The sequence below is a fragment of the Streptomyces sp. NBC_00310 genome (assembly GCF_036208085.1).
In the GTDB taxonomy this organism is placed as follows: domain Bacteria; phylum Actinomycetota; class Actinomycetes; order Streptomycetales; family Streptomycetaceae; genus Streptomyces.
Map to the genome: position 1 here is coordinate 318,084 of NZ_CP130714.1, position 25,624 is coordinate 343,707.

23 protein-coding genes and 1 pseudogene are annotated in these 25,624 nt (G+C 70.7%); 12 read left to right on the forward strand and 12 right to left on the reverse strand.

Annotated elements, in window-relative coordinates; translation table 11 throughout:
• Window positions 1-44: 44 nt before the first annotated feature.
• The 6 genes from OG202_RS01190 (at window position 45) to OG202_RS01215 (ending at window position 7,302) form a co-directional block, all read left to right on the forward strand.
• Window positions 45-3,062 carry a non-ribosomal peptide synthetase gene (locus tag OG202_RS01190; RefSeq protein WP_328222157.1) on the forward strand — a complete coding sequence of 1,006 codons (3,018 nt, stop codon included), beginning with the start codon at window positions 45-47 and terminating at the stop codon, window positions 3,060-3,062.
• A 14-nt stretch (window positions 3,063-3,076) separates the two neighbouring features.
• Window positions 3,077-4,060 carry an aldo/keto reductase gene (locus tag OG202_RS01195; RefSeq protein WP_328222158.1) on the forward strand — a complete coding sequence of 328 codons (984 nt, stop codon included), beginning with the start codon at window positions 3,077-3,079 and terminating at the stop codon, window positions 4,058-4,060.
• 47 nt (window positions 4,061-4,107) lie between these two features.
• Window positions 4,108-4,812, forward strand: coding sequence for a sulfotransferase family protein (locus tag OG202_RS01200; RefSeq protein WP_327731900.1), 705 nt, complete (start codon window positions 4,108-4,110; stop codon window positions 4,810-4,812).
• 32 nt (window positions 4,813-4,844) lie between these two features.
• Window positions 4,845-5,678, forward strand: coding sequence for a family 3 encapsulin nanocompartment shell protein (locus tag OG202_RS01205; RefSeq protein WP_328222159.1), 834 nt, complete (start codon window positions 4,845-4,847; stop codon window positions 5,676-5,678).
• A gap of 242 nt (window positions 5,679-5,920) precedes the next feature.
• Window positions 5,921-6,304 carry a winged helix-turn-helix transcriptional regulator gene (locus OG202_RS01210; RefSeq protein WP_326573363.1) on the forward strand — a complete coding sequence of 128 codons (384 nt, stop codon included), beginning with the start codon at window positions 5,921-5,923 and terminating at the stop codon, window positions 6,302-6,304.
• Between the two features lie 260 nt (window positions 6,305-6,564).
• Window positions 6,565-7,302, forward strand: a complete 738-nt coding sequence (locus OG202_RS01215) for a hypothetical protein (protein ID WP_327731897.1) — start codon at window positions 6,565-6,567, stop codon at window positions 7,300-7,302.
• A 268-nt stretch (window positions 7,303-7,570) separates the two neighbouring features.
• Here the strand turns inward: OG202_RS01215 and OG202_RS01220 are convergent, their stop codons facing one another.
• Window positions 7,571-8,032, reverse strand: a complete 462-nt coding sequence (locus tag OG202_RS01220) for a VOC family protein (RefSeq protein WP_326573367.1) — start codon at window positions 8,030-8,032, stop codon at window positions 7,571-7,573.
• Window positions 8,033-8,532: 500 nt separating this feature from the next.
• Here OG202_RS01220 and OG202_RS01225 point away from each other — a divergent pair, with 500 nt between their 5' ends.
• From OG202_RS01225 to OG202_RS01245, 4 genes are all read left to right on the forward strand, one after another.
• Window positions 8,533-9,783: a glycosyltransferase 87 family protein gene (locus OG202_RS01225; protein WP_328222160.1), complete on the forward strand. Its 1,251-nt coding sequence runs from the start codon at window positions 8,533-8,535 to the stop codon at window positions 9,781-9,783.
• Between the two features lie 402 nt (window positions 9,784-10,185).
• A complete protein-coding gene (locus OG202_RS01235) occupies window positions 10,186-10,836 on the forward strand; it encodes a hypothetical protein (protein ID WP_328222161.1) in 651 nt (216 codons plus the stop codon).
• Between the two features lie 100 nt (window positions 10,837-10,936).
• Entirely contained in the window at window positions 10,937-11,260 is a 324-nt protein-coding gene (locus OG202_RS01240) for a hypothetical protein (protein WP_327731893.1), read from the forward strand.
• Window positions 11,248-11,406, forward strand: a complete 159-nt coding sequence (locus tag OG202_RS01245; protein WP_327731892.1) for an SDR family oxidoreductase — start codon at window positions 11,248-11,250, stop codon at window positions 11,404-11,406. The genes OG202_RS01240 and OG202_RS01245 overlap by 13 nt, the downstream gene beginning before the upstream one ends.
• 52 nt (window positions 11,407-11,458) lie before the next feature.
• Here the strand turns inward: OG202_RS01245 and OG202_RS01250 are convergent, their stop codons facing one another.
• The 5 genes from OG202_RS01250 to OG202_RS01270 all read right to left on the reverse strand — a co-directional run bounded on the left by OG202_RS01250 (window position 11,459) and on the right by OG202_RS01270 (window position 15,700).
• Window positions 11,459-11,854: a GNAT family N-acetyltransferase gene (locus tag OG202_RS01250; RefSeq protein WP_327731890.1), complete on the reverse strand. Its 396-nt coding sequence runs from the start codon at window positions 11,852-11,854 to the stop codon at window positions 11,459-11,461.
• A gap of 200 nt (window positions 11,855-12,054) precedes the next feature.
• A complete protein-coding gene (locus OG202_RS01255) occupies window positions 12,055-12,324 on the reverse strand; it encodes a hypothetical protein (protein WP_328222162.1) in 270 nt (89 codons plus the stop codon).
• A 517-nt stretch (window positions 12,325-12,841) separates the two neighbouring features.
• Window positions 12,842-13,525 carry a GntR family transcriptional regulator gene (locus OG202_RS01260; protein ID WP_328222163.1) on the reverse strand — a complete coding sequence of 228 codons (684 nt, stop codon included), beginning with the start codon at window positions 13,523-13,525 and terminating at the stop codon, window positions 12,842-12,844.
• A gap of 22 nt (window positions 13,526-13,547) precedes the next feature.
• Window positions 13,548-14,360 carry an aspartate/glutamate racemase family protein gene (locus tag OG202_RS01265; protein WP_328222164.1) on the reverse strand — a complete coding sequence of 271 codons (813 nt, stop codon included), beginning with the start codon at window positions 14,358-14,360 and terminating at the stop codon, window positions 13,548-13,550.
• Window positions 14,357-15,700 carry a dicarboxylate/amino acid:cation symporter gene (locus OG202_RS01270; RefSeq protein ID WP_328222165.1) on the reverse strand — a complete coding sequence of 448 codons (1,344 nt, stop codon included), beginning with the start codon at window positions 15,698-15,700 and terminating at the stop codon, window positions 14,357-14,359. Before OG202_RS01270 ends, OG202_RS01265 begins: the two co-directional genes overlap by 4 nt.
• A 136-nt stretch (window positions 15,701-15,836) precedes the next feature.
• Here OG202_RS01270 and OG202_RS01275 point away from each other — a divergent pair, with 136 nt between their 5' ends.
• Window positions 15,837-17,264, forward strand: coding sequence for an aspartate ammonia-lyase (locus tag OG202_RS01275; protein WP_328222166.1), 1,428 nt, complete (start codon window positions 15,837-15,839; stop codon window positions 17,262-17,264).
• A gap of 274 nt (window positions 17,265-17,538) precedes the next feature.
• Here the strand turns inward: OG202_RS01275 and OG202_RS01280 are convergent, their stop codons facing one another.
• The 3 genes and pseudogenes from OG202_RS01280 to OG202_RS01290 all read right to left on the reverse strand — a co-directional run bounded on the left by OG202_RS01280 (window position 17,539) and on the right by OG202_RS01290 (window position 19,350).
• Window positions 17,539-18,252, reverse strand: a complete 714-nt coding sequence (locus tag OG202_RS01280) for an SDR family NAD(P)-dependent oxidoreductase (RefSeq protein ID WP_328222167.1) — start codon at window positions 18,250-18,252, stop codon at window positions 17,539-17,541.
• A 5-nt stretch (window positions 18,253-18,257) separates the two neighbouring features.
• Window positions 18,258-18,455 carry a hypothetical protein gene (locus OG202_RS01285; RefSeq protein WP_327731881.1) on the reverse strand — a complete coding sequence of 66 codons (198 nt, stop codon included), beginning with the start codon at window positions 18,453-18,455 and terminating at the stop codon, window positions 18,258-18,260.
• A pseudogene (locus OG202_RS01290) lies at window positions 18,452-19,350 on the reverse strand (helix-turn-helix transcriptional regulator). Before OG202_RS01290 ends, OG202_RS01285 begins: the two are co-directional and overlap by 4 nt.
• A 257-nt stretch (window positions 19,351-19,607) precedes the next feature.
• On the opposite strand from OG202_RS01290, the gene OG202_RS01295 reads away from it, so the two are divergent.
• Window positions 19,608-20,630: a zinc-dependent alcohol dehydrogenase family protein gene (locus OG202_RS01295; RefSeq protein ID WP_326573388.1), complete on the forward strand. Its 1,023-nt coding sequence runs from the start codon at window positions 19,608-19,610 to the stop codon at window positions 20,628-20,630.
• Window positions 20,631-20,704: 74 nt separating this feature from the next.
• Here the strand turns inward: OG202_RS01295 and OG202_RS01300 are convergent, their stop codons facing one another.
• The 3 genes from OG202_RS01300 to OG202_RS01310 form a co-directional block, all read right to left on the reverse strand.
• Window positions 20,705-21,751, reverse strand: a complete 1,047-nt coding sequence (locus tag OG202_RS01300; protein ID WP_328222168.1) for a LacI family DNA-binding transcriptional regulator — start codon at window positions 21,749-21,751, stop codon at window positions 20,705-20,707.
• A 145-nt stretch (window positions 21,752-21,896) separates the two neighbouring features.
• Window positions 21,897-22,292 (reverse strand): alpha-L-rhamnosidase C-terminal domain-containing protein, encoded by a 396-nt coding sequence (locus tag OG202_RS01305; protein ID WP_443052180.1) that lies wholly within the window; start codon window positions 22,290-22,292, stop codon window positions 21,897-21,899.
• A gap of 113 nt (window positions 22,293-22,405) precedes the next feature.
• Window positions 22,406-25,552: a family 78 glycoside hydrolase catalytic domain gene (locus tag OG202_RS01310; protein ID WP_328222169.1), complete on the reverse strand. Its 3,147-nt coding sequence runs from the start codon at window positions 25,550-25,552 to the stop codon at window positions 22,406-22,408.
• Window positions 25,553-25,624 lie beyond the last annotated feature (72 nt).

Consider the following 25,624-nt stretch of genomic DNA (forward strand, 5'->3'; position numbering starts at 1 on the left):
GGCGCCCCCATCCCACATCAGCATCAGCAGAGAGCTCGGAGGATATGTCGGAAGCGAACTGGCAGGTCGCCGGCGCGGAGGTCGACCACGGACCGTACCGTCCGGTGGCGGCCCTCATCGAGGAGCAGGCCGACCGCACCCCAGGCCGTACTGCCCTCGTCCACCGGGGCGAGACCGAGACGACCCTGACCTACGCGGAGTTCGACGCGCTCGCCAACGGGCTCGCCGCGGAGCTGACGTCGGCCGGTGTGCGTGACGGCGACTTCGTCCCGCTCCTGATCGGCAACAGTGTGGAACTCCCGCTGTGCATGGTCGCCCTGATGAAACTGGGCGCGGTGTTCGTCCCCTGCGACCCGGCCTGGCCGGAGGAGCGGCTGCGCACCGTCCTGAAGGTACTCGATCCCCCGCTGTCACTGACCACCGGGCCCGTCGTCCGCACGGACCGGCCGTCCCGTGTCGTCTCCCACCGGACCATCACCCCACGCACCGAACGCCCCGGGCCACGGCCCGCCGCCGGGCGTCCGGTGTACGGCGTCTTCACCTCCGGCACCACCGGCGTCCCGAAGTGCGCCGTCAACCTGCACGGCGGACTGACCAACCGGTTCCGTTTCATGTCCCGCCACTTCGGCGCCACCGGCGACGAAGTGGTGCTGCAGAACAGCCGCCACACCTTCGACTCCGCGATCTGGCAACTGCTGTGGCCCTTGACGACGGGCGGCCGCACGATCATCCCCGAGCAGGGCGAGTTCCTCGATCTCGAACGGACCGTGGACACCATCGCCCGGTACGGGGTGACCGTCACCGACTTCGTGCCGGCGATCCTCGGCATGCTGGTGGCCCTGCTGGAGGCCGAGCCGGCACATGTCGCCGAGATCGCCTCGCTGCGCCATCTGGTCGTCGGCGGCGAGGAGATCATCCCGCACGCCGTGCACCGGCTGAGGGAACTGGTGCCGGGGCTCGGCATCACCAACGGGTACGGGCCGTCCGAGGCGAGCATCGGCATGGTCTTCCACCGCGTCGACGGCACCGAGGGCGACCACATCCCGCTCGGGCGGCCCATCGACAACTGTTACGCCGTCATCGACGGGGCGAACGCCGACGGCATCGGGGAGATCCTCATCGGGGGCGCCTGCCTGGGCTCCGGATACCTCGGCGATCCGGACCGCACCGCCGAGGCGTTCGTCCCCAACACCTCCCCCGGCGTCCCCGGCGAGCGGTTGTACCGCACCGGTGACCTCGGATGGTTCGACGACGCGGGGCTCCTGCGCTTCGCCGGGCGCCGGGACCGGCAGGCCCAGGTCGACGGCGTACGGATCGAACTCCGCGAGATCGAGACGACCGCCGAGGCCTGTCCCGGCGTCATCCAGGCCAAGGCGCTGACCCTGCGGCGGTCCGGCCGCACCCGGCTGGTCGTGGCCGCGGCGTCCGAGGAGGGCACGACCCCGGCGACGCTCCGCGGGCATCTTGCGTCCGTGCTGCCGCGTATCCAGGTGCCGCAACACTGTTTCGTGCTGCAGGCACTGCCGCTCACCGACAACGGCAAGGTCGACCTGCGGGCGCTGCGCACGATCGTGGAGGAGAAGCTGGAGTCCGGCGCGGGTACCGGCCCCGGTTCCGACCCCGGCGGCACGGCCGGGCCCACCCGCGCCGAGCGGGTCGCCGGGGTCATGGGCGCCGTGCTCGGCCTGCCCGGCTTCGGCGTCCGGGACGACTTCCTCGACCACGGCGGGGACTCCCTCACCGCGCTGACCGCCGCCCTGCGCATCCGGGAGACGCTCGGCCTGCGCGTCGGCATCTCCGACCTCTACGCGCACCGCACACCGCTGGCGCTCGCCGCCGCCGTCCCGGACGACCGGACCCCGGACACCTCCACCGCCGACGACGCCGCCCTGATGGAGCGCGACGCCGAACTGCCGGAGGAGCTGGCCGCGTCGGCCCGCCGGGCAACGGGCAGCCGCCCGGCCGTGCCACCCCGCACCGTGCTGGTCACCGGGGCCACCGGCTTCGTGGGAGCCAGGGCCGTACACCGACTGCTGACGGCCACCGGGGCGCGGGTGGTGTGTGTGGTGCGGGCCCGCGACGACGCGCACGCCGGACTTCGGCTCGTCGAAGCCCTGCGCGCGCAGGGCCTGTGGGACGAGACAATGGCCGGACGGCTCGACGCCCGGCGCGGCGACCTCGCCCGGGCCCGGTTCGGCTGGACGCGGGAGGTCTGGGAGTCGTACGCCGACCGGTGCGACGCCGTCCTGCACATCGGGGCGCTCGTCAACTTCCTGCTCGACTACCGGGCCCACCGCCCGGCCAATGTCGCCGGCACGGTCGAGGTGCTGCGGTTCGCGCTGTCCGGGCGGGCCAAGGCGCTGCACCACGTCTCGACCCTCGGTGTACTCGACCGGCAGGCGGCCCGCGCGGGGGGCCGCCTCGGCGAGGACTTCGATCCCACGGAGGCGGTCCCGCCGACGAGCGGCTACAGCCGCTCGAAGTGGGTCGCGGAGCGACTGGTGCTCGCGGCCGGGCGGCTCGGCGCGCCGGTGACCCTCTACCGGCTCGGCGAGATCATGCCGGCCGCCGACAACGGCGTACCGAATCCGAAGGCGCTGACGCATCTGCTGCTGTCGGCGTTCCTCAGGCTGGGTCTGCGGCCCGACGTGCCCATGCGGTCGGACTACACGCCCGTGGACGAGACGGCCGCGCGGCTGGTGGCCGGGCTCGCGGAACCCGCCGAGGGTGCCGTCCACCATGTGTTCCGGGACGGCGGTGTGGACTTCGCCGCGATCGGTCTCGCGCGGGGCGAACGGACCGTGCCGCCCGCGGAGTTCATGGCGGCGCTGCGGGCCGCCGCCGACGAGGACGAGGGTTCCGCCGCGGCCGTGCTGGCCGCCGTGCTGACCATGCTGCCCGCCTCCGGGCGCGACGGCACGCCGGACTTCCGGCGGCTGCTGACCGACAACCCCGGCCTGTTCACCCGCGACTCCTGTACGGCGCTCGATGCCCGGCACGGCGTGCGGGAACCGCCGCTGGAGGCGGCCCTGGCCGCCTACCGCACCACCCTCACCCACTGAAACGAGAGGACGACATGCGCCATCGCACCATGGGCCGGCTCGGCTGGCAGGTCAGCGAGATCGGCTACGGCATGTGGGGCATCGGCGGCGGCCCCGGCGGGTTCACCGGCTGGGACTACGACACGGCGCCCGACTGTCTGGACCTGGCGGTGGAGGAGGGCTGCACCTTCTTCGACACCGCCTGGGTCTACGGCCGGGGCGTGAGCGAGCAACTGCTCGGCGCCCTGCTGCGCCGGCGTCCGGACCGGCGCCTCCGCGTCGCCACCAAGGTTCCGCCGCTCAACCGTGAGTGGCCGCCCGGCCCGCGGGACACCCTCGACGACGTCTTCCCGCCCGGCCACATCCGGGAATACGTCCACCGCAGCCTGGAGAACCTCGGCACGGACCGTATCGACCTGCTGCAGTTCCACGTCTGGGAGGACCGCTGGAGCGACGACGAGCGGTGGCAGCGAGTCATCGCCGACCTCAAGGCGGAGGGCGTCATCGAGGGCTTCGGCATCAGCGTCAACCGCTGGGAACCGGCCAACTGCCTGCGCGCGATCGACACCGGACTCGTCGACGTCATCCAGGTGATCTACAACATCTTCGACCAGGCCCCGGAGGACGAACTGTTCGAGCGGGCGCTGCGCGACGACATCGGCATCATCGCCCGCGTCCCCTTCGACGAGGGCGGCCTCACCGGCCGGCTCACCCGGGACACGACGTTCCCCGAAGAGGACTGGCGCGCCGTCTACTTCGGCCCGGAGAACCTCGGCCCGACCGTCGAACGCGCCGATCTCCTCAAGAAGATCCTCCCAGTCGGCGTCACCCTGCCCGAGCTCGCGCTCCGCTTCATCCTGCACCACCCCGCCGTCAGCACGGTCATCCCGGGCATGCGCACCCCCGAGCACGCACGCGCCAATCTGGCCGTCTCCGGAGCCCCGCCGCTCGACCCGGCGCTGCTGGCGGAACTGCGCGAGCACCGCTGGGACCGGCAGCCGACGGCATGGTCGATGTGACCGGGACCCCAGCCCCGCGAGCGACGCCGCGCCCGACCGTCATCGCGATGTGGGCGCACCCGCGCGCGGTCTCCACCGCCTTCCTCCGCATGATGATCGAGCGCGGTGACCTCACCGTCGTGCACGAACCGCTGGTGCTGCTCACCGACCACGGCGAAGTGTCCGTCCCGGACCCGGACGGCGGGGAGGCGACACTGCGCGACCCCGGCGAGCTGCTGGCCCACCTCGCGCGGCTCGGCACGCGCCGGCCCGTGTTCTTCAAGGACACCCTCGAATACCACTACCGGCATCTCTTCGACCATCCGGAGCGGATCGCCGGGTTCGAGCACACTTTCATCGTCCGCCATCCGGCCCGCACCATCGCCTCGCACCACGCGGTCAAGCCCGAACTGGCGTGCCACGAGGTCGGTTACGAGCACCAGTACGCCCTCTACGAGCTGGCCTGGAAGATCACCGGCCGACGCCCGGTGGTCGTCACCGCGGAGCGGCTGCTCGCCGACCCGGCGGCGGTCGTCTCGGCGTACTGCGAGCGGGTCGGGCTGCCGTTCCTGCCCCAGGCGTTGAACTGGCAGCCCGGAGAGCGCTCCGAGTGGCGGCAGAACCGGCGCTGGCACCTCGACGCCATCGCCAGCGCGGGGTTCCGCGCTCCGGAGAAGGAGTACGCCGTCACCGTCGACAACGACGCACGGCTGCGCGGCTTCTACGAGCACCATCTCCCGTACTACGAGCGCCTGGTCGAGCACGCGCTCTGATGCCCACCCCGATCCCAAGGACGTACGCCCTGATGACGACCACCGGCTCGACGACCACCGCCTCGACGACCACCGCTTCCCCGGGCGAGCAGTTCGCCCGGGCCTTCGCCGAGGACCCGGACAAGGCCGAGGTCCGGTTCGACTACACCATCACCGACTCCTTCCAGCCCGGGAAGGACCGGCCGCGGCTGACCGCCCGCAATCTGTTCAAGAAACAGCGTGTCACGACGGAGACCGTCCGGTCGTGGTTCGAGACCCGGCCCCCTGTGCCGGGGGCGTCGGGCGGACTGCGGGAGAGCGCGTACCGCTTCGAGGCGGCCACCTACGGAGTGCGGCCGATCACCGCCTGGGTGCAGATACCCGAGGCACTCGCCGGACAACCCGACGCGCTGGCCCAGTTCATCGACCACCGGCTCATGGTCCGCCTCGGCACCGCGGAGAACCGCGCCCTGACCCTGGACATCGTGGACCACCCGGATGTGGCCACGCTGCCGTACACCGGCTCCTACGCCGCCGGGGTGCTCGCCGCCTTCAACGAGATAGAGCAGCAGGGCGGCACCGGCCACGCCCTGATGATCAACCCGCAGGACTACTACGGGGAGTTGGTGGGCGCCGGCAGCCTCCTCGCCGACCTCGCCCGCGAGCAGGTGATGGTCTGCCGCCACCGGCATGTGGCGCCAGGATCCGCGCTGGTCGGTGACTTCGCGATGGCCGCGCGGCTGCTGGAGGCCGGCCGCTCGGTGATCAAGGTCGCGGAGGCCCCGCCCGGCGTCTTCGAGCGGCCGGGCACGGCGGTCTGCGCCGAGGTCCACGAGAGCGTCGCCGTGCGACAGCCGACCCACTTCTTCCACGCGGTACGCGCCTGAGCGGACTCCCGTCAGCGTCAGGTGCTGGCTCCGTCGGGGCCGTTGCCGGGCTGTTCTCCTCGGAGACCTGGCGGTGCTCCGTCAGGTCCCCGCCGCTGCTTCGCCAGCGGCGACGCCGACGTCGGCCAGTGCGGCGACCCCGTGCTGCTCGACCTCCGCTCTACTCTCTTGTGGTTACTCGGGAACTGTCGGAGAGTGGCTGCCGAACGGGACGAACGCACTTTCGGTGACTGGGGAACGTGATGGGGACCAAGCAAGAGCTCAAGGGCCTGCCCGAGGACGCGGACCTCAGGCGCGCGGACTCCCTGGCGCGGGAGATCTTCTCGGATGTCGCCAACAAGTGGGCACTCCTGATCATCGAGGCGCTCGGCGAACGCACCCTGCGCTTCAGCGAGTTGCGCAACGAGGTCGAGGGCGTCAGCCACAAGATGCTCACCCAGAACCTGCGCATGCTCGAACGCAACGGCCTGGTCGACCGCAAGGTGCACCCCACCGTGCCACCACGGGTCGAGTACACCCTCACCGAGCCGGGCCGCGCCCTGCGCACCACCGTCGACGCCCTCTGCGGCTGGACGCACCAGCACCTCGGCCACATCGAGAACGCCCGCCACCGCTTCGACACCTGACGGAACCCCAGCACCACAGCCGGGTTCTGGGCTTCGGGCGGCCCACCGGCCACGCTCTCCGGACAGCCGCTCACATCACGCCCGGCGGTGTGCTGGTCTTCAGCGACGCGGTCGACCTGACGAGCGGGTTGACGCGAGGCACCCCGACTCGTCTTGGCCGGACGCCCCCATCGCCACCTCGCCGGACACCCCGTTGTGACGGCACGGCGAGGCCGGTCCATGCCTGTTGTGTGGATCGTGCGTGCGCTATAAACAGGCCGGTGACATTGATCGTTGAGCGAACCGACGCACGTACGTGGCCCGACGAGCAGATACGAGAGCTCTTCAGTGAGGGCTTCCCGGAGTTCATCACAGCCGATCGGCTGGCCAAGCAGTACATCGGAAGGATCAGGGAGTGGTTCGCCGACCTCGACCTCACGCTGGTGGACGAGCACGGCATTCCTGTCGCGGCCGGCTGGGGCATACCGATCCGCTGGGACGGGCGTACGGAGACACTCCCCTCGGGCTACACCCAGGCGACCATCCGCGCCGTGGAGGGCCGAGAACAGGGCATCGCCCCCGACACCTTGGTGATCTGCGGGGCGATCGTCTCCCCGTCACTCAAAGGTCGCGGCCTGGCCGGGGAGACACTCACCGCACTGCGTCGGCTCGCCGAGGAGGCCGGGTGGCCACATGTCATCGCGCCGGTACGCCCGACGTCGAAGGCCCGCTATCCCCTGACCTCCATCGAGACGTTCATGAAGTGGACCCGCGAGGACGGTACGGCCCTCGATCCATGGGTCCGGACGCACCAGCGTCTCGGAGCACGCATCCTCGCGGCGGCTCCCGAGTCGCAGACCATGACCGGCACGATCGCCGAGTGGGAGCGGTGGACCGGCATGGTGTTTCCCGAATCGGGTGACTACGTCATCCCAGACGGGTTGAGTCCGCTTAGGATCGACCGTTCCGACGATCAGGGCACCTATGTGGAGCCCAACATCTGGATGCGGCACCTCTGAGCACTGGACGACACGATGCTCATGCGGCCCCGATCCGGGGCCTGAACTGACGCAGCCTCAGCCGCACAGGGAGTGCCTCATGCCCTCCGGGTCACGGGCGGCGCGCCACCTCGGCAACAGAGATTCGCCACCGGCACCGGTCGGCGTCATGGTGGCTGGTGGCGGCCTGCGACGATGAGACCGCAGCAGGCCGCCACCGGCCACGACGGGATCCCCGGGGCGAGCGGCTACGGATCGGCGCGCCGACCGAGTGAGCGGGGCCGGCCTCTCAGCCGGACATGGCCTTCCCGGCCCGCTTCTCCAGTTCCTCCGGGGGGACGTCCTCCACATGTGTGGCGACGTGCCACCGATGACCGAAGGGGTCCTCGAACTGCCCGACCCGGTCGCCGTAGAACTCGTCCTTGACCGCGCTCAGCTCCGTCGCGCCCCTGGCGAGGGCCTCGGCGAAGACCGCGTCCACGTCCTCGACGTACACGTACAGGTTCACCGGCGTGCCGCCGAGCGACTTCGGCCCGCGGAACCCCAGGTCCGGGAACTCGTCCGCGACCATGACGATCGAGTTGCCGATCCCCAGCTCGGCGTGATGGACCCTGCCGTCGGGTCCCGCCATCCGCATGCGTTCCGTGGCGCCCAGGACAGCGACGTAGAAGTCGATCCCGGCCGCCGCACCGTCGACACAGATGTACGGCGTGACACGCGGATACTCCTCGGAAAAGGGCTTCACACTCACTGTCTGCCACCTTCCGGTCAGCGAGGACCGTGCCCGGGGACGTGTGACGGTCCTCGCCGCCACCCGGCATGCCGGCCACCCCGACGAACGCCGAGACGCAGCCAAGCCTGGCACTCATCACCGGCCCACGCAGCCCGACGGCCAGTCCCGTTGGTACCGGCCCGGGTGCGCTCCGGCCCGGAGCCACGTCGCCCGATGCCACTCCGGCCGATGCCACTCCGGCCCGGGTGCCGGGCATCGGCCCCCCGATGCATCGGCCGACGTCCCAGCCTCGGACTTTCGGCCGACCGCTCCCCGCCGGAACCGACGAGTCCTGACCGATCGGCCGAGGTCGGGGCCCGGGGCGCGACGGGAGATTGGAGCCTTCTTCCTTCCCGTCCGTCAGGAGCACGGCCATGCCGCTTCAGCCACCCCTCGCCGCGCCCCCGCGTCCGGTCGTTTCCGGTGCTTCCTCGGGCGATGGCGCACCGGCCGCTGGTCGGAGAGGTCGGTGGGAGGGGGTGCGCCGGGACCGTGTCCACTGGGTCTACTGGTCGGTGTGCGCGGGGTTCGCGCTGATGCTGGCGGTGGTCACGACGATCCAGGAGCATCGGGTGTGGGGCGGGTGCGCGGCCGTCGGCTACGGCGCCGCGGCCCTGCTGACCCGTCGGGCCCCGCGTTCCTGGAGCAGGACCGGCGCGATCGCGGCGCTCGTGGGGGCGGTGGGCGTTCCGCTGGCCGTGCTGATGGTGCTGGGGGTGGCTCAGCCCGAGGTCGGTGTCGTCGAACACTCGGCCGGTCTGCTCCTCGGTTCCGGCAGCCCCTACGCGGCGCACCCGCTGCGGGTCGACGACTTCAACCCGTATCTGCCGGGCATGGCGATCTTCGGACTGCCTCACGTGCTGCTGGGCGGGACACCGCTCGGTGACGCCCGGTTCTGGTTCGCCGGGGCCTTCCTGGTGACCATGGCGCTCGCCGTCCGCCATGGAGCTGCCGGGCGCGGGCCCGTCGCGGCGGGCCGGACGAGGCGACCGAACACCGTGCTGCTGCTGGTGGGCTTTCCGGCGGTCGCCCTGCCGCTGGCGGTGGGCGGGGTCGACCTGCCGGTGATCGGACTGATGTGTCTGGCACTCGCGCTCGCGGGACTCGGTGGATCCGGGACGGCGGCGGGTCTGGCCATGGGAGCGGCGGCGGCGCTGAAGTGGACCGCCTGGCCCCTGCTGCCCGTGGGCCTGGCGCTGGTCGCGGTCACGGCGGGCCGCAGGGCCGCCGCCCGCGCGGGTCTCGTCGCCCTCGGTGTGGCGGGTCTCGTGGTGGTGCCCGTGGCGTTGGTCAATCCCCGGGCGTTCACCGAGCACGTGGTGCTCTTTCCCCTCGGCGCGGCCGGCGTGACATCGCCGGCGACCAGTCCGCTGCCCGGGTATCTGCTGGCCACGTATGTGCGGGGTGGGCGTGCCGTCGCGGTCGCGGCGCTCGTGACGACCGCCGTAGCGATGGCGGTCTCACTGGTCGTGCGTCCGCCGCGCACCGTCGTCGCCGCGGCGGACCGGCTGGCGCTCGGACTCGGCCTGGCCATGTGCCTCATGCCGGCCACCCGCTTCGGATACCTGGTCTACCCACTGCTCCTGGCCGCGTGGTTCCGCCAGGACAGGACAACGCCGGTGACCGGCTCCGCGCACACCACCGCACCGCGCCGCGCCGACGGCGGCGCCGGACCTCACCCCGGTGCAGGGGCGCATGGCCGGAGGACGAGTGAGAGCAGGGCCGCATGACGATCCGCGTGGTCCTCGTCGACGACCAGGACATGGTGCGCTCGGTGTTCGCCGTCCTGCCGGCCGCGCAGGGCGACATCGACGTGATGGGTGAGGCCGCCTACGGCCGTCGAGGCGTCGAGGCCGCCGTACGCACCCCGACGTGGTGCCGATGGACATGTGTGCGCCGCTGTTCCTGTGAGAGGTTCGCCCGCGCGCACACTTGTGTGACCGCCCGCCCGGGGTCAACCACGTACGGGGCGTTCGGTGGTGGCGGAAGACCTGTGCGGCCGGGTCCGACGGTCGTGGCCCGGACATCGTCGCCGTCGGCGGTCGCAAGGAAAGGTGCTGTCCGCGCCGAAAGAGACGCGATGGTGAGTACCATCCGCACACAGCGTCATTCGTTTGCCGGGAGGAACTGCCATGACCGAAACACCGTCGGAGACAACCGATCTCAAGGCGCAGTACACCGCCCAGGTCGCCGCCGACCTTGAGCGCAACGCCAAGGAGCAGGACCGTCTCCGTGCGGAGATCGACGCCCTGCAGGAGCAACTCCAGGGCATGCAGCGGGATCAGAGCGTGCTGGTGAACATGCAGCAGGCCCTCGGTGTCGTGACACCTGAGGCCGCTCCCGAGGCCGAAGGGGTCGCGGCACCTTCCGTACCCCGGCAGAAGGCCGCCACCACCTCGGAAACAGGCAAGCGAACCCGCGCGAAGAAGGCCACTCCCCCTCCCCCGCAGGGCGGCAAGCAGACGAAGAAGTCCGCCGCCGCCAAGACCACGGCCCCCACGAAGGCCCAGCCCACCCTCGTCGAGCTCATCCGCCGCCACCTCACCGAACAGAGCGAACCGCGCTCCGCCGCCGAGGTCGCCGCCGCGCTCACCCAGGCTCACCCCGACCGCCGTATCCAGACCAACGTCGTGCGCACCACCCTCGAAGGGCTGGTGGCCAAGAGCAACGCCCAGCGCACCAGGCAGGGTTCGTCCGTCTACTACACCGCTCCCGACGCACAGGAGCCGAGCACATCACCCCAGGCCGAGTCCGAGTCCGAGTCCGCGCAAGCGAAGGGCTGAGGCTGGGCCCTCCACTCCCCGGAGAAGTGGCCTGGGGCCGCACCGAGCAGGCCGTATGCTCGCGTAAGTCACGCAACCTGCTGCGACAAGGGTTCCGAGCATGCGCGGTAACGATGAGGGGTCGACGACGTCCCCAGGGGACCGGCCGAGCGTTCTCGTCGTGGCGGGCGATCCCCAGGACGTCGAGGGACTCACCCGGGTACTGGAGCCGGCGGGCTACCGCGTCGACACGGCGGGCGGTGCCGCCGAGGGGGTGGCACGGCTCAGGCGGGCCGGGTTCGATCTGATGGTCTGGGACGCCACTCTGCCGGAGAACAAGGATCTCACCCGGGGTCGCCGTCTCGTCCTGGACCACCGACCGGCGTCGTCGACACCCCGCAGGGCCGGCAGGAGGCGGCCAACCATCCGTCGATGCGGCGGCTGATCGACGCCACGCCCCTCGGCCGCACCGGCCGGTCGGAGGAGATGGCCTCCGTCGTCGCCTTCCTGCTGTCGGACGAGGCGAGCTTCCTCAGCGGCGTCGACATCCTGGTCGACGGCGGCGTCTACGCGGCCGTACGTGACCGCTGACCCGACGCTTTGGTGAGTAAGGGCCGAACACACCCGGCCCTGACCCGCCGCGCTACAGGGCCATCAGACCGGCGGTCGTCTCCTTGAAACCGCAGGCATCGACGTAGAACGGCCGCAGGTGCTCCTCGAAGTCGACGTGGAGCCATGCGCACTGTGCGGCACGGGCTTCACGAGCTGCGGCGGCGACCAGCGCGGCGCCCACACCTTCCGCGCGGCGATGCCGGGCGACCACCGTGTCCAGAAGGAAGGCATGGACGCCACCGTCCCAGACGACGTTGACGAAGCCGATCAGGGAGCCGTCCTCCCACGCGCAGACCCAGCCGAGGCTGTGGCGCTCAAGTCGTCCTCGCCAGTCGGTCTGAGCGACCGGGTGGCCGAAGCCGTCGGCGTGGAGCGCGTTGAGGGCGCTGTTGGCGAAGTCGCCTCGCCACTCATACGTGATCGTCATTCCGCAATCGTTCCACCCCGGTCGGGGCACGCGCCCCCAGAACGAGTTGGTTCGCCGATCGCGAGGCCGACCCCACCGAAGACGACGGTCGCGCCGACGTACACGGGTAGCGCGATCCGCTTACCGGGGAGGCAATCGCGAGGTGGCCGAGAGCCGTGCGCCACGGGGAGGCCCCGGGGCGCAGGGCTCTCGGTAGCTGGTCACCTCCGGTGTCCGGCCTGGCCTTCGCTCAGGACGACGGCGCTCGTGCGGTTGGTGTGGGCGTCCTGCAGGCAGCCACGCAGGCGCAGCACGTCGTGGGACGGCAGGGCGGGGCGGATGAGTGTGGTGGAGACACCGTCGTCCACGCGGCTCAGCGTGGCGTCCTCGTTCCGGGCGGCGCTGGAGCGGCGGCATGTCTCCCATAGGTCCGCCGCGGCGAGTTGCACAGCCCGGGGGCTCTGGTCGCCGTAGGTCTCGACACGGAACACCACGGTGGTGCTCGCAGCCTCGGCACCGGGTCACGGGGCTGTTCGAGCCGCTTGCGCACTTCCTCGATGCGGGCGTCGGACTGCTCCAGCCGACCCTGCAGTCGGGTCAGGCGGTGAGCAGCACTCGTCCCGGCCGCGCACATCCAGCAACGACTCGAACCGCCCCGCCATGGAGGACTCCTCGGTGCCCCGTACACGGAGGAGGAGCATACGACCAGTGGGCGCTCCCGCCCCTCGGGGCCGGCCAGTGCCCGACAGGCGGCGCGCACGGCGTCATCCCCGGCGGCCGCCCGGGGCGCCCGATGGACGGGCACCAGCACGAACCCGGCAGCGGGCAGCCCCGCGACGGCGGCACCCGCCAGATTGGCGGCCTTCGCTCCAGTGACGGCCGCGTCCTCGACGTCTTCGGCGTCTTCGGCGTCCGGCGGTACGACCGCCGGTTCCGCACCTGTGACCGCCAAGGCCATCAGGACGTACCAACCCGCACGGACACCCGGCAGCGCCAAGTAGTCGACGATCAGGTGGCCGTTTCGGCGAACTGGTTGGTGTCGAAGAGCTGGTTGATGTGGCCACCGAGTTCGGACCAGTGGTGTCCGGAGAGTTCGCCGGCGGCGCGGGCGTCACCGCCGGCGCAGACGTCGATGAGTTCGTCGTGGTGCTCGATGGTGTTGCGGCCGCCGAGCAGCGTGGAGAACTTGCGGTAGAGGATGCGGTGGATCTGCGGGTGGAGCTGCTCGACGATCCGGCTGAGCACGGGGTTGTCCGCAGCCGCGATGGGGATGGCGTGGAAGCGGTCGTCGGCGGCGAGTGCGGCGGTGGTGTCGTTGGCGGCGACCGCACGTTCGAACGCGCGGTTGGCTTCGCGCATCCGCCGCAGGTCCTGTTCGGTCATAACCGGAACCGCTGTCTCGATGGCGAGTTGATCGAGGGAGCGCAGGACGGCGAGGGTCTTTTCGACATCACGGCGGTTGAGGGTGGTGATACGGGTGTAGACGCCGGGCTTGGCCTCGACCAGGCCGATGTCGGCGAGCCGGGCGAGCGCCTCGCGCACCGGAGTGCGGCTGAGGCCGAGGCGCTCGGCGAGCTCACCGTCCCTGACCTTCTCGCCCGGGGGAAGTTCACCGCGCACGATGGAGTCGCGCAGGCGGTGGAACACCTCGTCGCTGAGGAGGCGGCGAGAGACAGGGCGGTCAAGTGACATATTGCGTACAGTACATCGCCACTCACTCGCCCCGTACGGTCTCTCGCCGTAAGGCGTCCTGTACGGCTTCCTGTACGACTTCCTGTACGGCTCCGCCTTCGGCCAAGGCCCGGCGGACCAGGGCCTGGGCCAGCACGAGCGCCGGATCGACGAGGGGTACGGCCACGGCGTCCACGGGAAGCCCGAGGGGGATCTCGGTGCAGCCGGCGATCACCGCTTGCGCGCCCTGCTCGGTCAGGCGCTGTGCGGCGCGGGCCAGCGACGCGGTCGTCGCGTCGTCGCGGGCGCCTGCTTTCACCGCGCGGATGGCGGTCATGACCTCATGTTCCTGGACAATGTCGTCGGGCAGGATGAGGCGGATCCCGAAGCGGTCCAGCCACTCCTGGTAGAGGCCCGCACGGACGGTGCCCGTGGTCGCGAGCAGTCCGGCGGTGTGGATGCGCGGGCTCAGCAGGGTGAGATGCCGGGCGACTTCTCCGATCATGTGGACGATGGGCAGGCCGACATGGTCGGCGATGCGCGGGACGAAGGCGTGCGCGGTGTTGCACGGGATGGCGATGACGGTGGCGCCGGCCTCGCGCAGGACACGGCTGCCGTCGAGCAGCCAGGGAGTGGGGTCGGGGCCGTCACCCAGCAGGGCCTCGGTGCGGTCGGGGATGGTCGGGTCGGACCAGATGACCGCACGAAGGTGGTCCTGGTCGCTGGAACCGGGCGTCATGGAGACCAGCTTGGCGTAGAAGTCGGCCGTGGCGGCCGGGCCCATGCCGCCCAGGATGCCGATGATCTCAGTGGCGCGGGCGGGGGTGTGGGCGGGGGCGCTGGTGGGGGCAGTCACTGGACGGGTTCCTTCTGCAGGGCCTCGACCTCGGGCTGGGCCGGGGTAGGGGCGGCCTCGCCGGTGCCGCGTTTGGCTTCGCGCCGGTTCTCGGAGCTGTCGACGACGGCGGCTGCGAGGGAGTTGCCGATGACGTTCACGCCGGTGCGGGCCATGTCGACGATGAAGTCCACGCCGAGGAGCAGTGCGACGCCTTCGGCGGGCAGGCCGATGGAGTTGCCGGCGGCGAGGAGGACGACGATGGAGGCCGAGGCGACGCCGGCCATGCCCTTGGAGAGGATCACCAGCACGCCGACCATGAGCAGCAGGGCGGGCAGGGAGGTGTCGGCGCCGTAGGCGTTGGCGAGGAAGACCAGGGCGGCGGCCTGGTAGAGAACGGAGCCGTCGGTGTTGAAGGAGTAGCCGAGGGGGACGACGAACGAGGTCGTGGAGCGGCTGAGGCCGAACGCCTCCAGCTTGCCCATCAGCGGGGCCAGCACCGATTCGGAACTGCGGGTGACGAAGGCGATCCCGGCCAGACCGGCGATGGACTTCAGCAGGTGGACGTAGCGGACGCGGTAGATCGCGGCGATGAGCGGGAAGAGCACGCCGACGACGATGGCCAGTCCGGCGTAGACGACGGCGATGAAGCCCATCAGGCTGCGCAGGTTGCCGAAGCCGTAGTGGGCGACGTCGTAGGAGATGAAGCCGAGCACACCGAGCGGGGCGATCCGGATGACGTAGCCGACGACCTTGAACATCACCGAGGCGACGGACTCCAGCACGGCGGCGAAGGGCTCGGACTTCTCCCCGATCGCGGCCATCGCGACGCCCACGAGGAGGGCGAAGACGATCGCGCCGAGCAGGTTGCCCTCGCCGAACGCGGCGAAGATGTTCTTCGGGAAGGCGTGCAGGACCAGTTCGTGGAAGTCGATGCCCTGGCTCAGGCCGTCCAGGTCCTTGGCGTCGGAACCCTCGACGGGGGCGCCCTTGCCGATGCCCGTGAACTTGGCCAGGCCCACCGCGATCAGCAGGATGAGGGTGGTGACGATCTCGAAGTAGAGGATCGCCTTGCCGGCGATGCGGCCGACCTTCTTGACCGACTCCATGCGGGCGATGCCCAGCACGATCAACGGGAAGACCAGGGGCAGGACCACGACCTGCACCATGTTGAGGAACACGTCTCCGAGGATCTTCATCTGCTCGCCCGCGGAGGGGGCGAGGGATCCGATGAGGGCTCCGAGACCGACGGCGATGATCGACTGGATCCCGATCGGCATCCGCAGACATCGCCGCAGGAATCCCGAGGGCCGGGGCGATGGGGTGGCCGGGTCGGCGGGGCGGGGACGAGCGGTGTTCATGAGACCTCCTGCCATACGCAATATATTGCGTTCTGCATGTTGGTCGGTAACACTGGAGCCGGAGGCGGTGGCCTGTCAAGAGGTCCCGCGTCGGCAGCCCGCCTTATGTCCGGCGGCAGGAGACGAGGAGCATCAGATGACGCGGACCACACGCATCGAGCACGACCTGGTCGGAGACAAGGAGGTGCCCGCCGATGCCTACTACGGCGTGCACACCGTGCGGGCCGTGGAGAACTTCACGATCACCGGATCGACCATCGCCCGGTTCCCCGACCTGATCGCCGCACTGGCCTCGGTCAAACAGGCGGCAGCACAGGCCAACCGCGAACTCGGCCTACTGCCGCCGGACATCGCCGGAGCGGTCATCGACGCGTGCGAGGAGATCCGCGCCGGACGGCTGCACGACCAGTTCGTCGTCGACCCCGTCCAGGGCGGGGCCGGCACCTCGACGAACATGAACGCCAACGAGGTCATCGCCAACCGGGCCTTGGAAATCCGCGGCCATCCCCGCGGTTTCTACGACGTGATCCATCCCCTCGACCACGTCAACCTCGGCCAGAGCACCAACGACGTCTACCCCACCGCCGTACGTCTGGCGCTGGTCACCTCACTGCGCCGGCTCGGGGACTCCCTGGGGGCTCTGGCCACGGCCTTCACCGAGAAAGCGGATGAGTTCGGCGGCATCCTGAAGATGGGCCGCACCCAGCTCCAGGACGCCGTCCCGATGACGCTGGGCCAGGAGTTCACCACCTACGCCGTCATGATCGAGGAGGACCGCCAGCGCCTCACCGAGGCCGCCGCCCTGCTGCTGGAGTCCAATCTCGGTGGCACCGCGATCGGCACCGGAATCAACGGCCACCCGCGCTACGCCGAACTCGCCTGTGCGTACCTCGCCGGGATCAGCGGCGAACCCGTGCGGCCCGCGGGCGACTTCATCGAGGCCACCCAGGACTGCGGAGCCTTCGTACAGCTCTCCGGCGTCCTCAAGCGCGTCGCCGTGAAGCTCTCCAAGACCTGCAACGACCTGCGCCTGACGTCCTCCGGCCCCACCACCGGACTCGGCGAGATCAACCTGCCGCCGGTGCAGGCGGGTTCGTCGATCATGCCCGGCAAGGTCAACCCGGTGATCCCCGAAGTCGTCAACCAGGTCGCCTTCGAGGTCATCGGCAACGACCTGACCGTCACCATGGCCGCCGAAGCGGGACAGCTCCAACTCAACGCCTTCGAACCCGTCATCGCCTACAGCCTGCTGCGCTCCCTGACCCATCTGCGCGCCGCCTGTGACGCCCTGGCCACCCGCTGCGTCCCCGGCATCACCGCCAACCGCGCACACCTCCACGACAGCGTCCACCGCTCCATCGGCCTCGTCACCGCGCTCGCCCCGCACATCGGCTACGCCGCCTCGACCACGCTGGCCCGCCGGGCCCTGGCCACCGGCCGTCCCATCAAGGACCTCGCCGCCGAGGCCGGCCTGCTCACCACCGACCAACTGGACACGATCCTCCGCCCGGAGAACCTCACCGGTCACTCCGCGCGTCCATCGGCGGAAGTCGTCCAGGCGTGAAGGGGAAGTCCGCCCAGTCCGGAATCGCAGCGCTACTCGGCCGGCCCTCGATCCCGGTCCACGTTCGCGTCGGGGGGCCTCAAACAGGTGGACCGTCCTGCGAGTTGGAGGGCCTGAACGTCGGCGCCACGCCGTCCGGCGGAGCACCGGCGTGCACACGCAGAGCGGCATGGACGGTTGCGGAGATATGACTCCGGTTGCGGTCGACGACGCGGTTTCCGAGGGGCTCGTCCATGACGCCGTTTCCGAGGGGCCCGTCCCTCCGTCTGCCGACTCAGTCGAGCGGGACGCCGGTGTGGTGCTCCAGGGCTTGGACGAGGCGTGCCTGGAAGGCTTCGTCCCGCGCCGCGGAGTGTGGTGTCTGGGTCCGTCGGTGGTACCAGTAGCCGCCGGTGTGCGGGGTCACGTCATGGTGGGTGGCGAGCCACGTCTGTGTCTGGTGCCCGGCCGCCAGGTCGTCCGATGCGCCGGTACCGCCCATGCGTGTGGGAACCCATCCGGGGTCGACCGCGTGGCTGGTGGTTCCTTCCCAGCGGGAGGCGCAGGCGAGCGCGAGGGCGGTGACCCACAGTTTGGTGTCGTCGTAGGAAGCGGTGCCCGCCGTCAGTCGGCGTAGGTCGGTGGAGCCGGTGCGGTGCATGGAACTGCTGAGGTAGATGAGCCTGGCCGGCTTGTCCATCAGAGCCGTCAGCAGGTAGGGCGCGACCGTGTTGACGGTGACCTGTTCGGGCGAGTTCAGGACGCCGGCGTTGTGGATGACGGTGTCGAAGCGGCCGAACTCGGCGGCCTGCCGGGCCACGTCGCGGATCTCGTCGACCTCGGCGAGATCCCCGGTGACGACGCCCTTCCACCAGCCGGTGTCACCGGCGCCGGTGAGGCGGGCCGGGTCGCGGACATGGGCGACCACGTCATGCCCTTGGCCGGCCAACGCCTCCGCCGTGTCGCGCCCGAGTCCGCTGGATGCCCCGGTCACCAGAACCAGTGCCATGTCAGTCATCTCCCGTCCGCATGTGCGTCGACGACGGCTCCCGTCCGGCCGCTCCGGATCGCCGTCTCGACGACGTCCGGAACGGCTGCGGCCTCCCCCAGTATCACCGGTGGTGCGCACTCGCTCCGGTTCGTCTCCTCGACCGCTCGGTAGAAGTCCGGGCAGCAGCCGGGGAGCAGGGTGACGGGCTCCTTCTCGGTCATTTCGGCGGGGCGCTCGGAGGCCGAGGGGCAGAGACGGTGGCGGTGTCGTGGGTGGCTGCCCAGGAAGCGAGCAGGTGGAGGCCTTCCGCGGAGGGCGAGCCGGGTTCGGCGGTGTAGACGGTGAGGGTGAGACCGGGTTCGGCGGTCAGGGCCAGGGACTCCCAGGACAGGGTGAGTTCGCCGATGACCGGATGGTTGAAGCGCTTGGTGCCGGTGCCGTGGTGGGTGACGTTGTGGGCGCCCCAGCGGGAGCGGAAGGCGTCGCTCCGCGTGGACAGCTCCCCCACCAGGTCGTGGAGCTCCTTGTCGTGGGGATTACGGCCGGCTTCGGTACGCAGGATGTCCACGGTCATGCCGGAGGCGAGGTCCCAGTCCGGGTAGAAGCGCCGGGCCGCGGGATCGAGGAACTGATAGCGGGCGAAGTTCGGCGGCTTCGTGCCGCCGTCGTAGAGGTCACCGAAGAAGGCGCGGGCGAGCTGGTTGGCGGCGAGCAGGTCCAGGCGGCCGTTGATGACGACCGCGGGCCCGGCGGTGACGGCATCCAAGGTCCATTGCAGGCTCTGGCGCAGGGTCCGCTGCTTGCCGGAGCGCCGTCGGGGGCGGGCGAGGGAGTCGGAACCTTCCTGGGCCTGGGCCAGGTGCAGCAGGTGGACGCGTTCGGCGTCATCCAGCCGGAGGGCTCGGGCGACGGCTTCGAGCACGTTGGGCGAGACACCGGCGAGGTTCCCGCGCTCCAGCTTGGCGTAGTACTCCACGCTCACATCGGCCAGCGCGGCGACCTCGCTACGACGCAGACCACCCGGCGCCGGGAACCGGCCGGCAGCCCCACCTGCTGCGGAGTGATCTTGGCTCGCCGCGAGGTCAGAAACTCGCGGACTTCGTCACGGTTGTCCACACCCTGACCGTACGACCGAGTCCGGCGGATTGGGATGTACTGCCAGTACACCCCTCATCAGTAACTGGCTGCCCTCACGCGATGGGGGTTGCCTGGACGCCGTGGTGCTGACGAGTCGCCGTCACCCGAACAGCGGTGACGACGAGCGCTCCACACCTGGACGGTGCGGTTCCCCCGAAGAGGATTCGGCGCCGCAGGCGCTGGTACACGCGAAGCAAGTGAAGAACGTGAAGCAAGGAAAGCAAGGAGCGTCAGGTATGCGTGGAGTGGTGATGTACAAGGCCGGCGACGTGCGGGTGGAGGAGCGTGACGATCCGAAGATCGTCGAGCCCACCGACGCGGTCATCCGGCTGACCGCGACCTGTATCTGCGGGTCGGACCTGTGGCCCTACCGGGGGATCGAGCCCGTCGACCACACGGCCATGGGGCACGAGTACGTGGGTGTGGTCGAGGAAGTCGGCTCCGACGTGAAGAACGTCAAGGTGGGCGACTTCGTCGTCGGGTCGTTCGTGATCTCCGACAACACCTGCGAGATCTGCCGCTCGGGCTACCAGTCGGGCTGCGTGCACCGGGAGTTCGTGGCGCAGTCGGTCGGCACCCAGGCGGAGAAGGCCCGCATCCCCCACGCGGACGGCACCCTCGTCCCCACCCCGGGACAGCCGGACCCCGAGCTGATCCCCTCGCTGCTCGCCGCCTCCGACGTGCTCGGCACCGGCTGGTACGGTGCCGTCGCCGCCCAGGCCGGCCCGGGCAGGACGGTCGCGGTCGTCGGCGACGGCGCGGTCGGTCTGATGGCCGTCCTCGCCGCCAGGCAGCTGGGCGCCGAGCGAATCATCGCGATGTCCCGCCACCCCGAACGGCAGGAGCTGGCGCGGTTCTACGGCGCGACCGACATCGTCGAGGAGCGCGGTGACGCGGGCGTGGCGAAGATCAAGGAACTCACGGGAGGACTCGGCGCACACTCGGTGGTCGAGGCCGTCGGAACCGAACAGTCGACCATGCAGGCGATCGGCGCCACCCGCCCCGGTGGGCACATGGGCTTCGTCGGCGTCAACTACGACGTCTCCATCCCCGGCTTCGACCTCTTCCTCGCCGGCATTCACCTGGAGGGCGGTCCCGCCCCGGTGCGCCGCTTCCTGCCCGACCTGATCCAGCTCATCTGGGACCGCGAGATCGACCCGGGCAGGGTCTTCGACCTCACCCTGCCGCTGGAGCAGGCCGCGGAGGGCTACAAGGCCATGGACGAACGGCGCGCCACCAAGGTGCTCCTCACGTTCTGACCCGCCACCGCGCAGGGCCCCGGGAGCGGTCGCTGTTCTTGTTGAGGCGCGTCCCGTGATCTCCAGCTACTTGCTTACAGGTCGGGGCGGGACGGCGGGGGTGCGGTCGAGCCGCGGAGGACGAGTTCGACCGGTAGCTCGCTCGCGGGAGGCAGATCGGTGTCGGGCGTCTCGATGGCGTGGACGAGGAGCCTGATGCCCTCTCGTGCCGCCTCGTCGAAGGGCTGCCGCACCGTGGTCAGGGGCGGGGTGACGTAGGCGAAGACGGGGTTGCCGTCGAAGCCCACGACGCTGATGTCCTCCGGCACCCGCCGGCCGGCTTCCCGCAGCGCGTGGATCAGACCGATCGCCATCTCGTCACCCGCCGCGAACACCGCCGTCACCGAGCCGTCCGCAGCCAGCTCACGGCCCGCCGCGTAGCCGGACTCGGGTGACCAGTCGCCTTGGAGCGCGGGAGGTTCATGCGCTCCTCTCGCCGCGAGCGCCGCCCGCCAGCCCTCGATACGGTCCTTCGAGGCGTACCACTGCCCCGGACCGGCGAGGTGATGGACCGTTGTGTGCCCCAGATCCAGCAGGTGAGCGGTGGCCGCCCTCGCCAGTTCGTACGCGCCCACGCCCACGGTCAGGGTTTGGGCGGAGGTGAAGGCCGGTGGCGCGCCCAGGAAGAGGAGCGGCACGTCGACCCCGACCCTCACCTCCCCCTCCACGATGGGCTCGGAGACGACGATGCCGTCCACGCCCTGCTCGAGGAGTGAGGTCACGGCGCCGGCGATGCCGTCCGGTTCCCCGTCCACCGTGTTGACCATGCGCAGGGCGTAACCGGCGTCCCGTACGGCCCTCTCGATGCCCACCAGGAGCGAGGCCGTTCCGTATCCGGCCGTCCCCAGGGCCACGACACCGATGGACCGGCTCCGGCCGGAGGCCAGCGCCCGCGCCGCATGGTTCAGGCGGTAGCCGAGCTCCTCCGCGGCTTCGAGGACGCGTCGACGGACCTCGTCGGAGACGTAGGGCTCGTTGTTGAGGACCCGCGACACCGTCTTGCGCGAGACCCCGGCCAGGCGGGCCACATCCGCGCTGCGCGGTGCGGCCGCAGCCGTACCGCGCGCCGCCACTCGTGTCATCGATTCTCCCGGCGAGCGTGAGCCTGTATGAGCGAGGCCCACCATATGACCGCGCGGCGAGTGACCGCGCGGTCATATCTACGGAGTCGCAGGGGCGTGCGTCAAGAGCGCCGACCGATTTTCTCGCGAGCCGGTGTCCACGGCTTCAGCGCAGGTCGGCGGTCAGTCGGTACCGGCTGGAAGGCAGGCGGTACGAGGACACCCCGTCCGCGTGGCCGAGGAAACGCACGCCGTCCACGCGGGTCAGCGGGGTCCGTCCCGCACGGACCGCATCCGCCGAGGCGGCCGGGAGGCGCGGAGTGGCCTCGCTGTTCGCGGGCACGACCGCCTCGTACGCCAGGGTCCGGCCCCGGCCCTGGACCTCCCACTCGCTTCGGATCTCACCGCACGGCGACTCGTAGGTGCCGCGGACCTGGGTGATCCGCCCCGTGGGATCGAGGTGGGGCCGGAGAACGAAGCGCCTGAAGCCGGGGCTGTCCGGGTCGCGGGCGATGCCGGCCGTGTACGCGTACTCGCTGTGAGCACGGTTCGGCGACGTCATGCCGGTCCGTGGCCGCGAGGTGAGAACCCCTCGCGGCCATCGCGGTCGGCATCGTCCGCACCGCGCTCTGCATGGCTCACGCCGTGGTCCTTTCGGTTCGCCGGGGGAATCGGTCACAGATCGCGGGTGGTGAACGTGTGCTGCCCCGAACCGACGACATGGGTGGCGCGGTCGCCGGTGGGCAGCCGGATCTCCGCGGTGGCGTTCGGCGGGAGCTCCACATGGAGCCGGAACCTGTTCTTCTCGCGTGTCCACCGCGCGGACACCACGCCGTACGGGGTGCGATAGCTGCCCTCGGCATGGGTGAGGTCGCCGACCGGGCGGGGGTCGATGACCAACTCGCGGTATCCGGCCCTGCCGCGGGCCTGGCGGATGCCCACCACGCCGCTGTGGAACCACTCCTCGATCTGCAACAGGATCATGTGGTTCTTGGAGTTGCCCATGTCCCACTGTTCGGGGATGGTCGTCAGACCTTCGGGATGGGAGGTGGTGGGTGCCATGAAGTGGCCGTAGCCCGGGCGGGTGTCCTCCTGGAGGACGGCCCACAGGACGTCGTCGTGGCGGCCCTCGTGCAGGGCCCTGACGATCGGGGCGAGACCGATGGTGCCGCCGCTGAGGTGCGGCCCGCCCCCGAACGGCCGGTGGGCGTAAACCAGTTCCACCAGCGCGTCGAGGACCTTCCCGCGCTCGCCCTCCGGTACGAGGCCCTCGTCGAGCGCGAGCGCCTGCGCGGCCTGCGTGGCTCCGGCGGCGCCCCGGTCGCCCTCGGCGGTGTACCGGCCGAGCGCGGTGTTGTAGAAGGCGTCGTTGAACGCGTCCTTGATGGTGGCCGCGAGGTTGCGGTACTCGGCCGCGTCCGCGTCACGCCCGATCAGGGCCGCCATCCGGGCCATGCGGTCGGCGATCTGGTGGTAGCCCCAGGTTCCGGTGATACGGCCCGAGGTGTTCTCACTCGCGATCCAGTCGCCCAGGGCCGCGTCCACGAGACAGGCGTCCGCGCCAATGCCGGCCTTCCTGGTCCTGATGTAGTCGAGGAAGGCCCGCATCCGCGGGTAGTGGCGGCTCATCGTCTGTGTGTCGCCGTACGTCTCGTACAGCAGCCAGGGCACCAGGATGATGCCGTTGCCCCAGTTGATCTCGTCGCCGAACCGGCCGGTGTACCCCCAGTCGTACACCGGGGCCTTGAGCGCCACGTTGCCGATGCCGTCACCGGCCCTGGACTGGCCCTCGACCAGGTGGCGCTGCATGGTGCGCAGGTAGGCCGCGTATCCGAACGTGCGGTGGAGGGAGCCGAAGGGTTGTACGTAGTCGGCAGGGTACGCGAGCTTTTCACGGCCGGGGCAGTCCGTGAAGGTCGACATGACGTTGCTCATGATCGAGTAACGGGCCATGCGGTGGACGCGGTTGATCCGGTCGTCGGAGGTCCGCAGGGAGCCGGCGACCGGCACGTCCGCGTGGATCTGCAGGCCGGTCACCGTGTCCCGGGTCGGTACATAGCCCTCGGGCAGGCCGGTCACCTGCAGCCACTGCATCCCGAAGTAGTGGAACCGCGGATGCCACCGCTCGCTCCGCTCGTCGCCGTACGTCGTGTAGGTGGCGAACACCTGGGTGCCGCGAGCGGCGCCGCCGCCCATGATCGACGCCTGGTCCACGGTGCCGTCGGCGTTCAGCGACTCGGCGGGGGACAGCCTGACCGTCGTACCGGCCGGGAGCGGGCCGTCGAGGTCCAGCAGCGGCCAGCCGGCGAAGTTCTGCCCGAAGTCGAAGACCCACACGCCGGGCCGCGGCTGGGTGACAGCGACCGGGCGGAGCCGGTCGACGATCCTGAGCGGCTCGGCCACCCGCCAGACCAACTCGGTGGTCAGATTGGGCGGCGGGGCGATTCCGGCGTCGGTCCAGCCCATGGCCGTGCCGTCGCGGCGTTTCGCCGACCCGCCGAGATCCGCGCCGGGGGCGGTCCACGCGGGCTGCTCGCGGCGCGCGTCGTGGTCGGAGCCGGAGTACCAGTTGGCGGTGACGGTCGGGCCGAGGGCCGTCCTCCACGAGCGGTCGCTGACGACGGTCTCGACCGTCCCGTCGGCCTTCGTGAGTTCCAGGCGGGCGATCAGACGCGGGGAGACGGCGGCGCCTGCGCTCGGGTCGGTGCTCGCGAGGGAGTTGCCGGAGCCGGTGACGGCCGCGCCGCCGGCGTGCCCGGAGGAGAGGCCGGGCTCGAAGGTGATGCCGGTGCCGTCGGCGCCTGCGGTGCCGACGGCGGTGATGGTGCGGGTCTCCAGGCGCTCGCCGCCGTCGCCGGTGTCGATGTTGACCGTGCCGCCGACGTGGTAGTTGGCCACGCTGCTCACCTTGACGGTGGTGGTGCCCCGCGCGGCGGGCGCGGCCAGGCTGCCGCTGCCTTTGAACTGGCTCTGCCACCAACTGTACGGGGCGGTGCGGCCGGTGGTGGGACGGGTGACGGACCGGGTCACGAGCGCCGTGCCGTGACCGAGTTCGACACCCAGGGTGTTGTCACCGGAGCGGATGAGCCCGGTGACGTCGTACACCCGGTATTCGGTGGAGAGTTGGTAGTTGGAGTTGCCCGGGGCGAGCACCTCGTCGGTGACGGGCCTGTCGTTGAGGCGGGCCTCGTGCAGTCCGACGCCGGACAGGTACAGCCTCGCCCTGACGACCCTCCCCCACCGGCCGTCCACCCGGAAGGCACGGGCGAACACGGGCAGGGGCTGCTCGACGGTGCGGCCCGGGTGCTCGATCCACTGGGCCTCGCCCCAGTCGGAACGCTTGAGGAGCCCCATCTCCCAGGTGCCGGGGCGGCTCCATGGTGTCGCGTCGCCGCCGGTGCTCCACGCCCGCACCTGCCAGACCACCCGGTCCCGCGAGGACAGGGCGGGACCGTGCCAGGCGACATCGGTCTGGGCCGGGGAGCGGACCTTGCCGCTGTCCCACAGCAGACGGCCCCGGTCGAGATCCTTCCGGGTGCGCGCCGCGCGGAGCCGGTAGGCGGACTGCGTCCATGCCCCGTCGGCCCCCACCACCCGCCAGCTCAGTCGCGGTGCCGGGTCGTCGACACCGAGCGGACTGTCCTCGCGGCCGTCGACGGCCAGACCGGTGACCCTCGCTCCCCGTCTGTCGCCCACCTCGTCGGCGTGGGCCGCCGGCACAGGGGGCCCGGGGACGGCGGGGACAGCCAGCCCGGCCGCCGAGACAGCCATGGTGCCGACCACCTGTCGCCGGCTCAACGCCTCCTTCGGGACGTCGGGCATACCAAACCTCCGATCGATCACACCATGGTGGATTTAAACGTTTCATTCAGATGCTGAAGGAGAGCCGTCGGC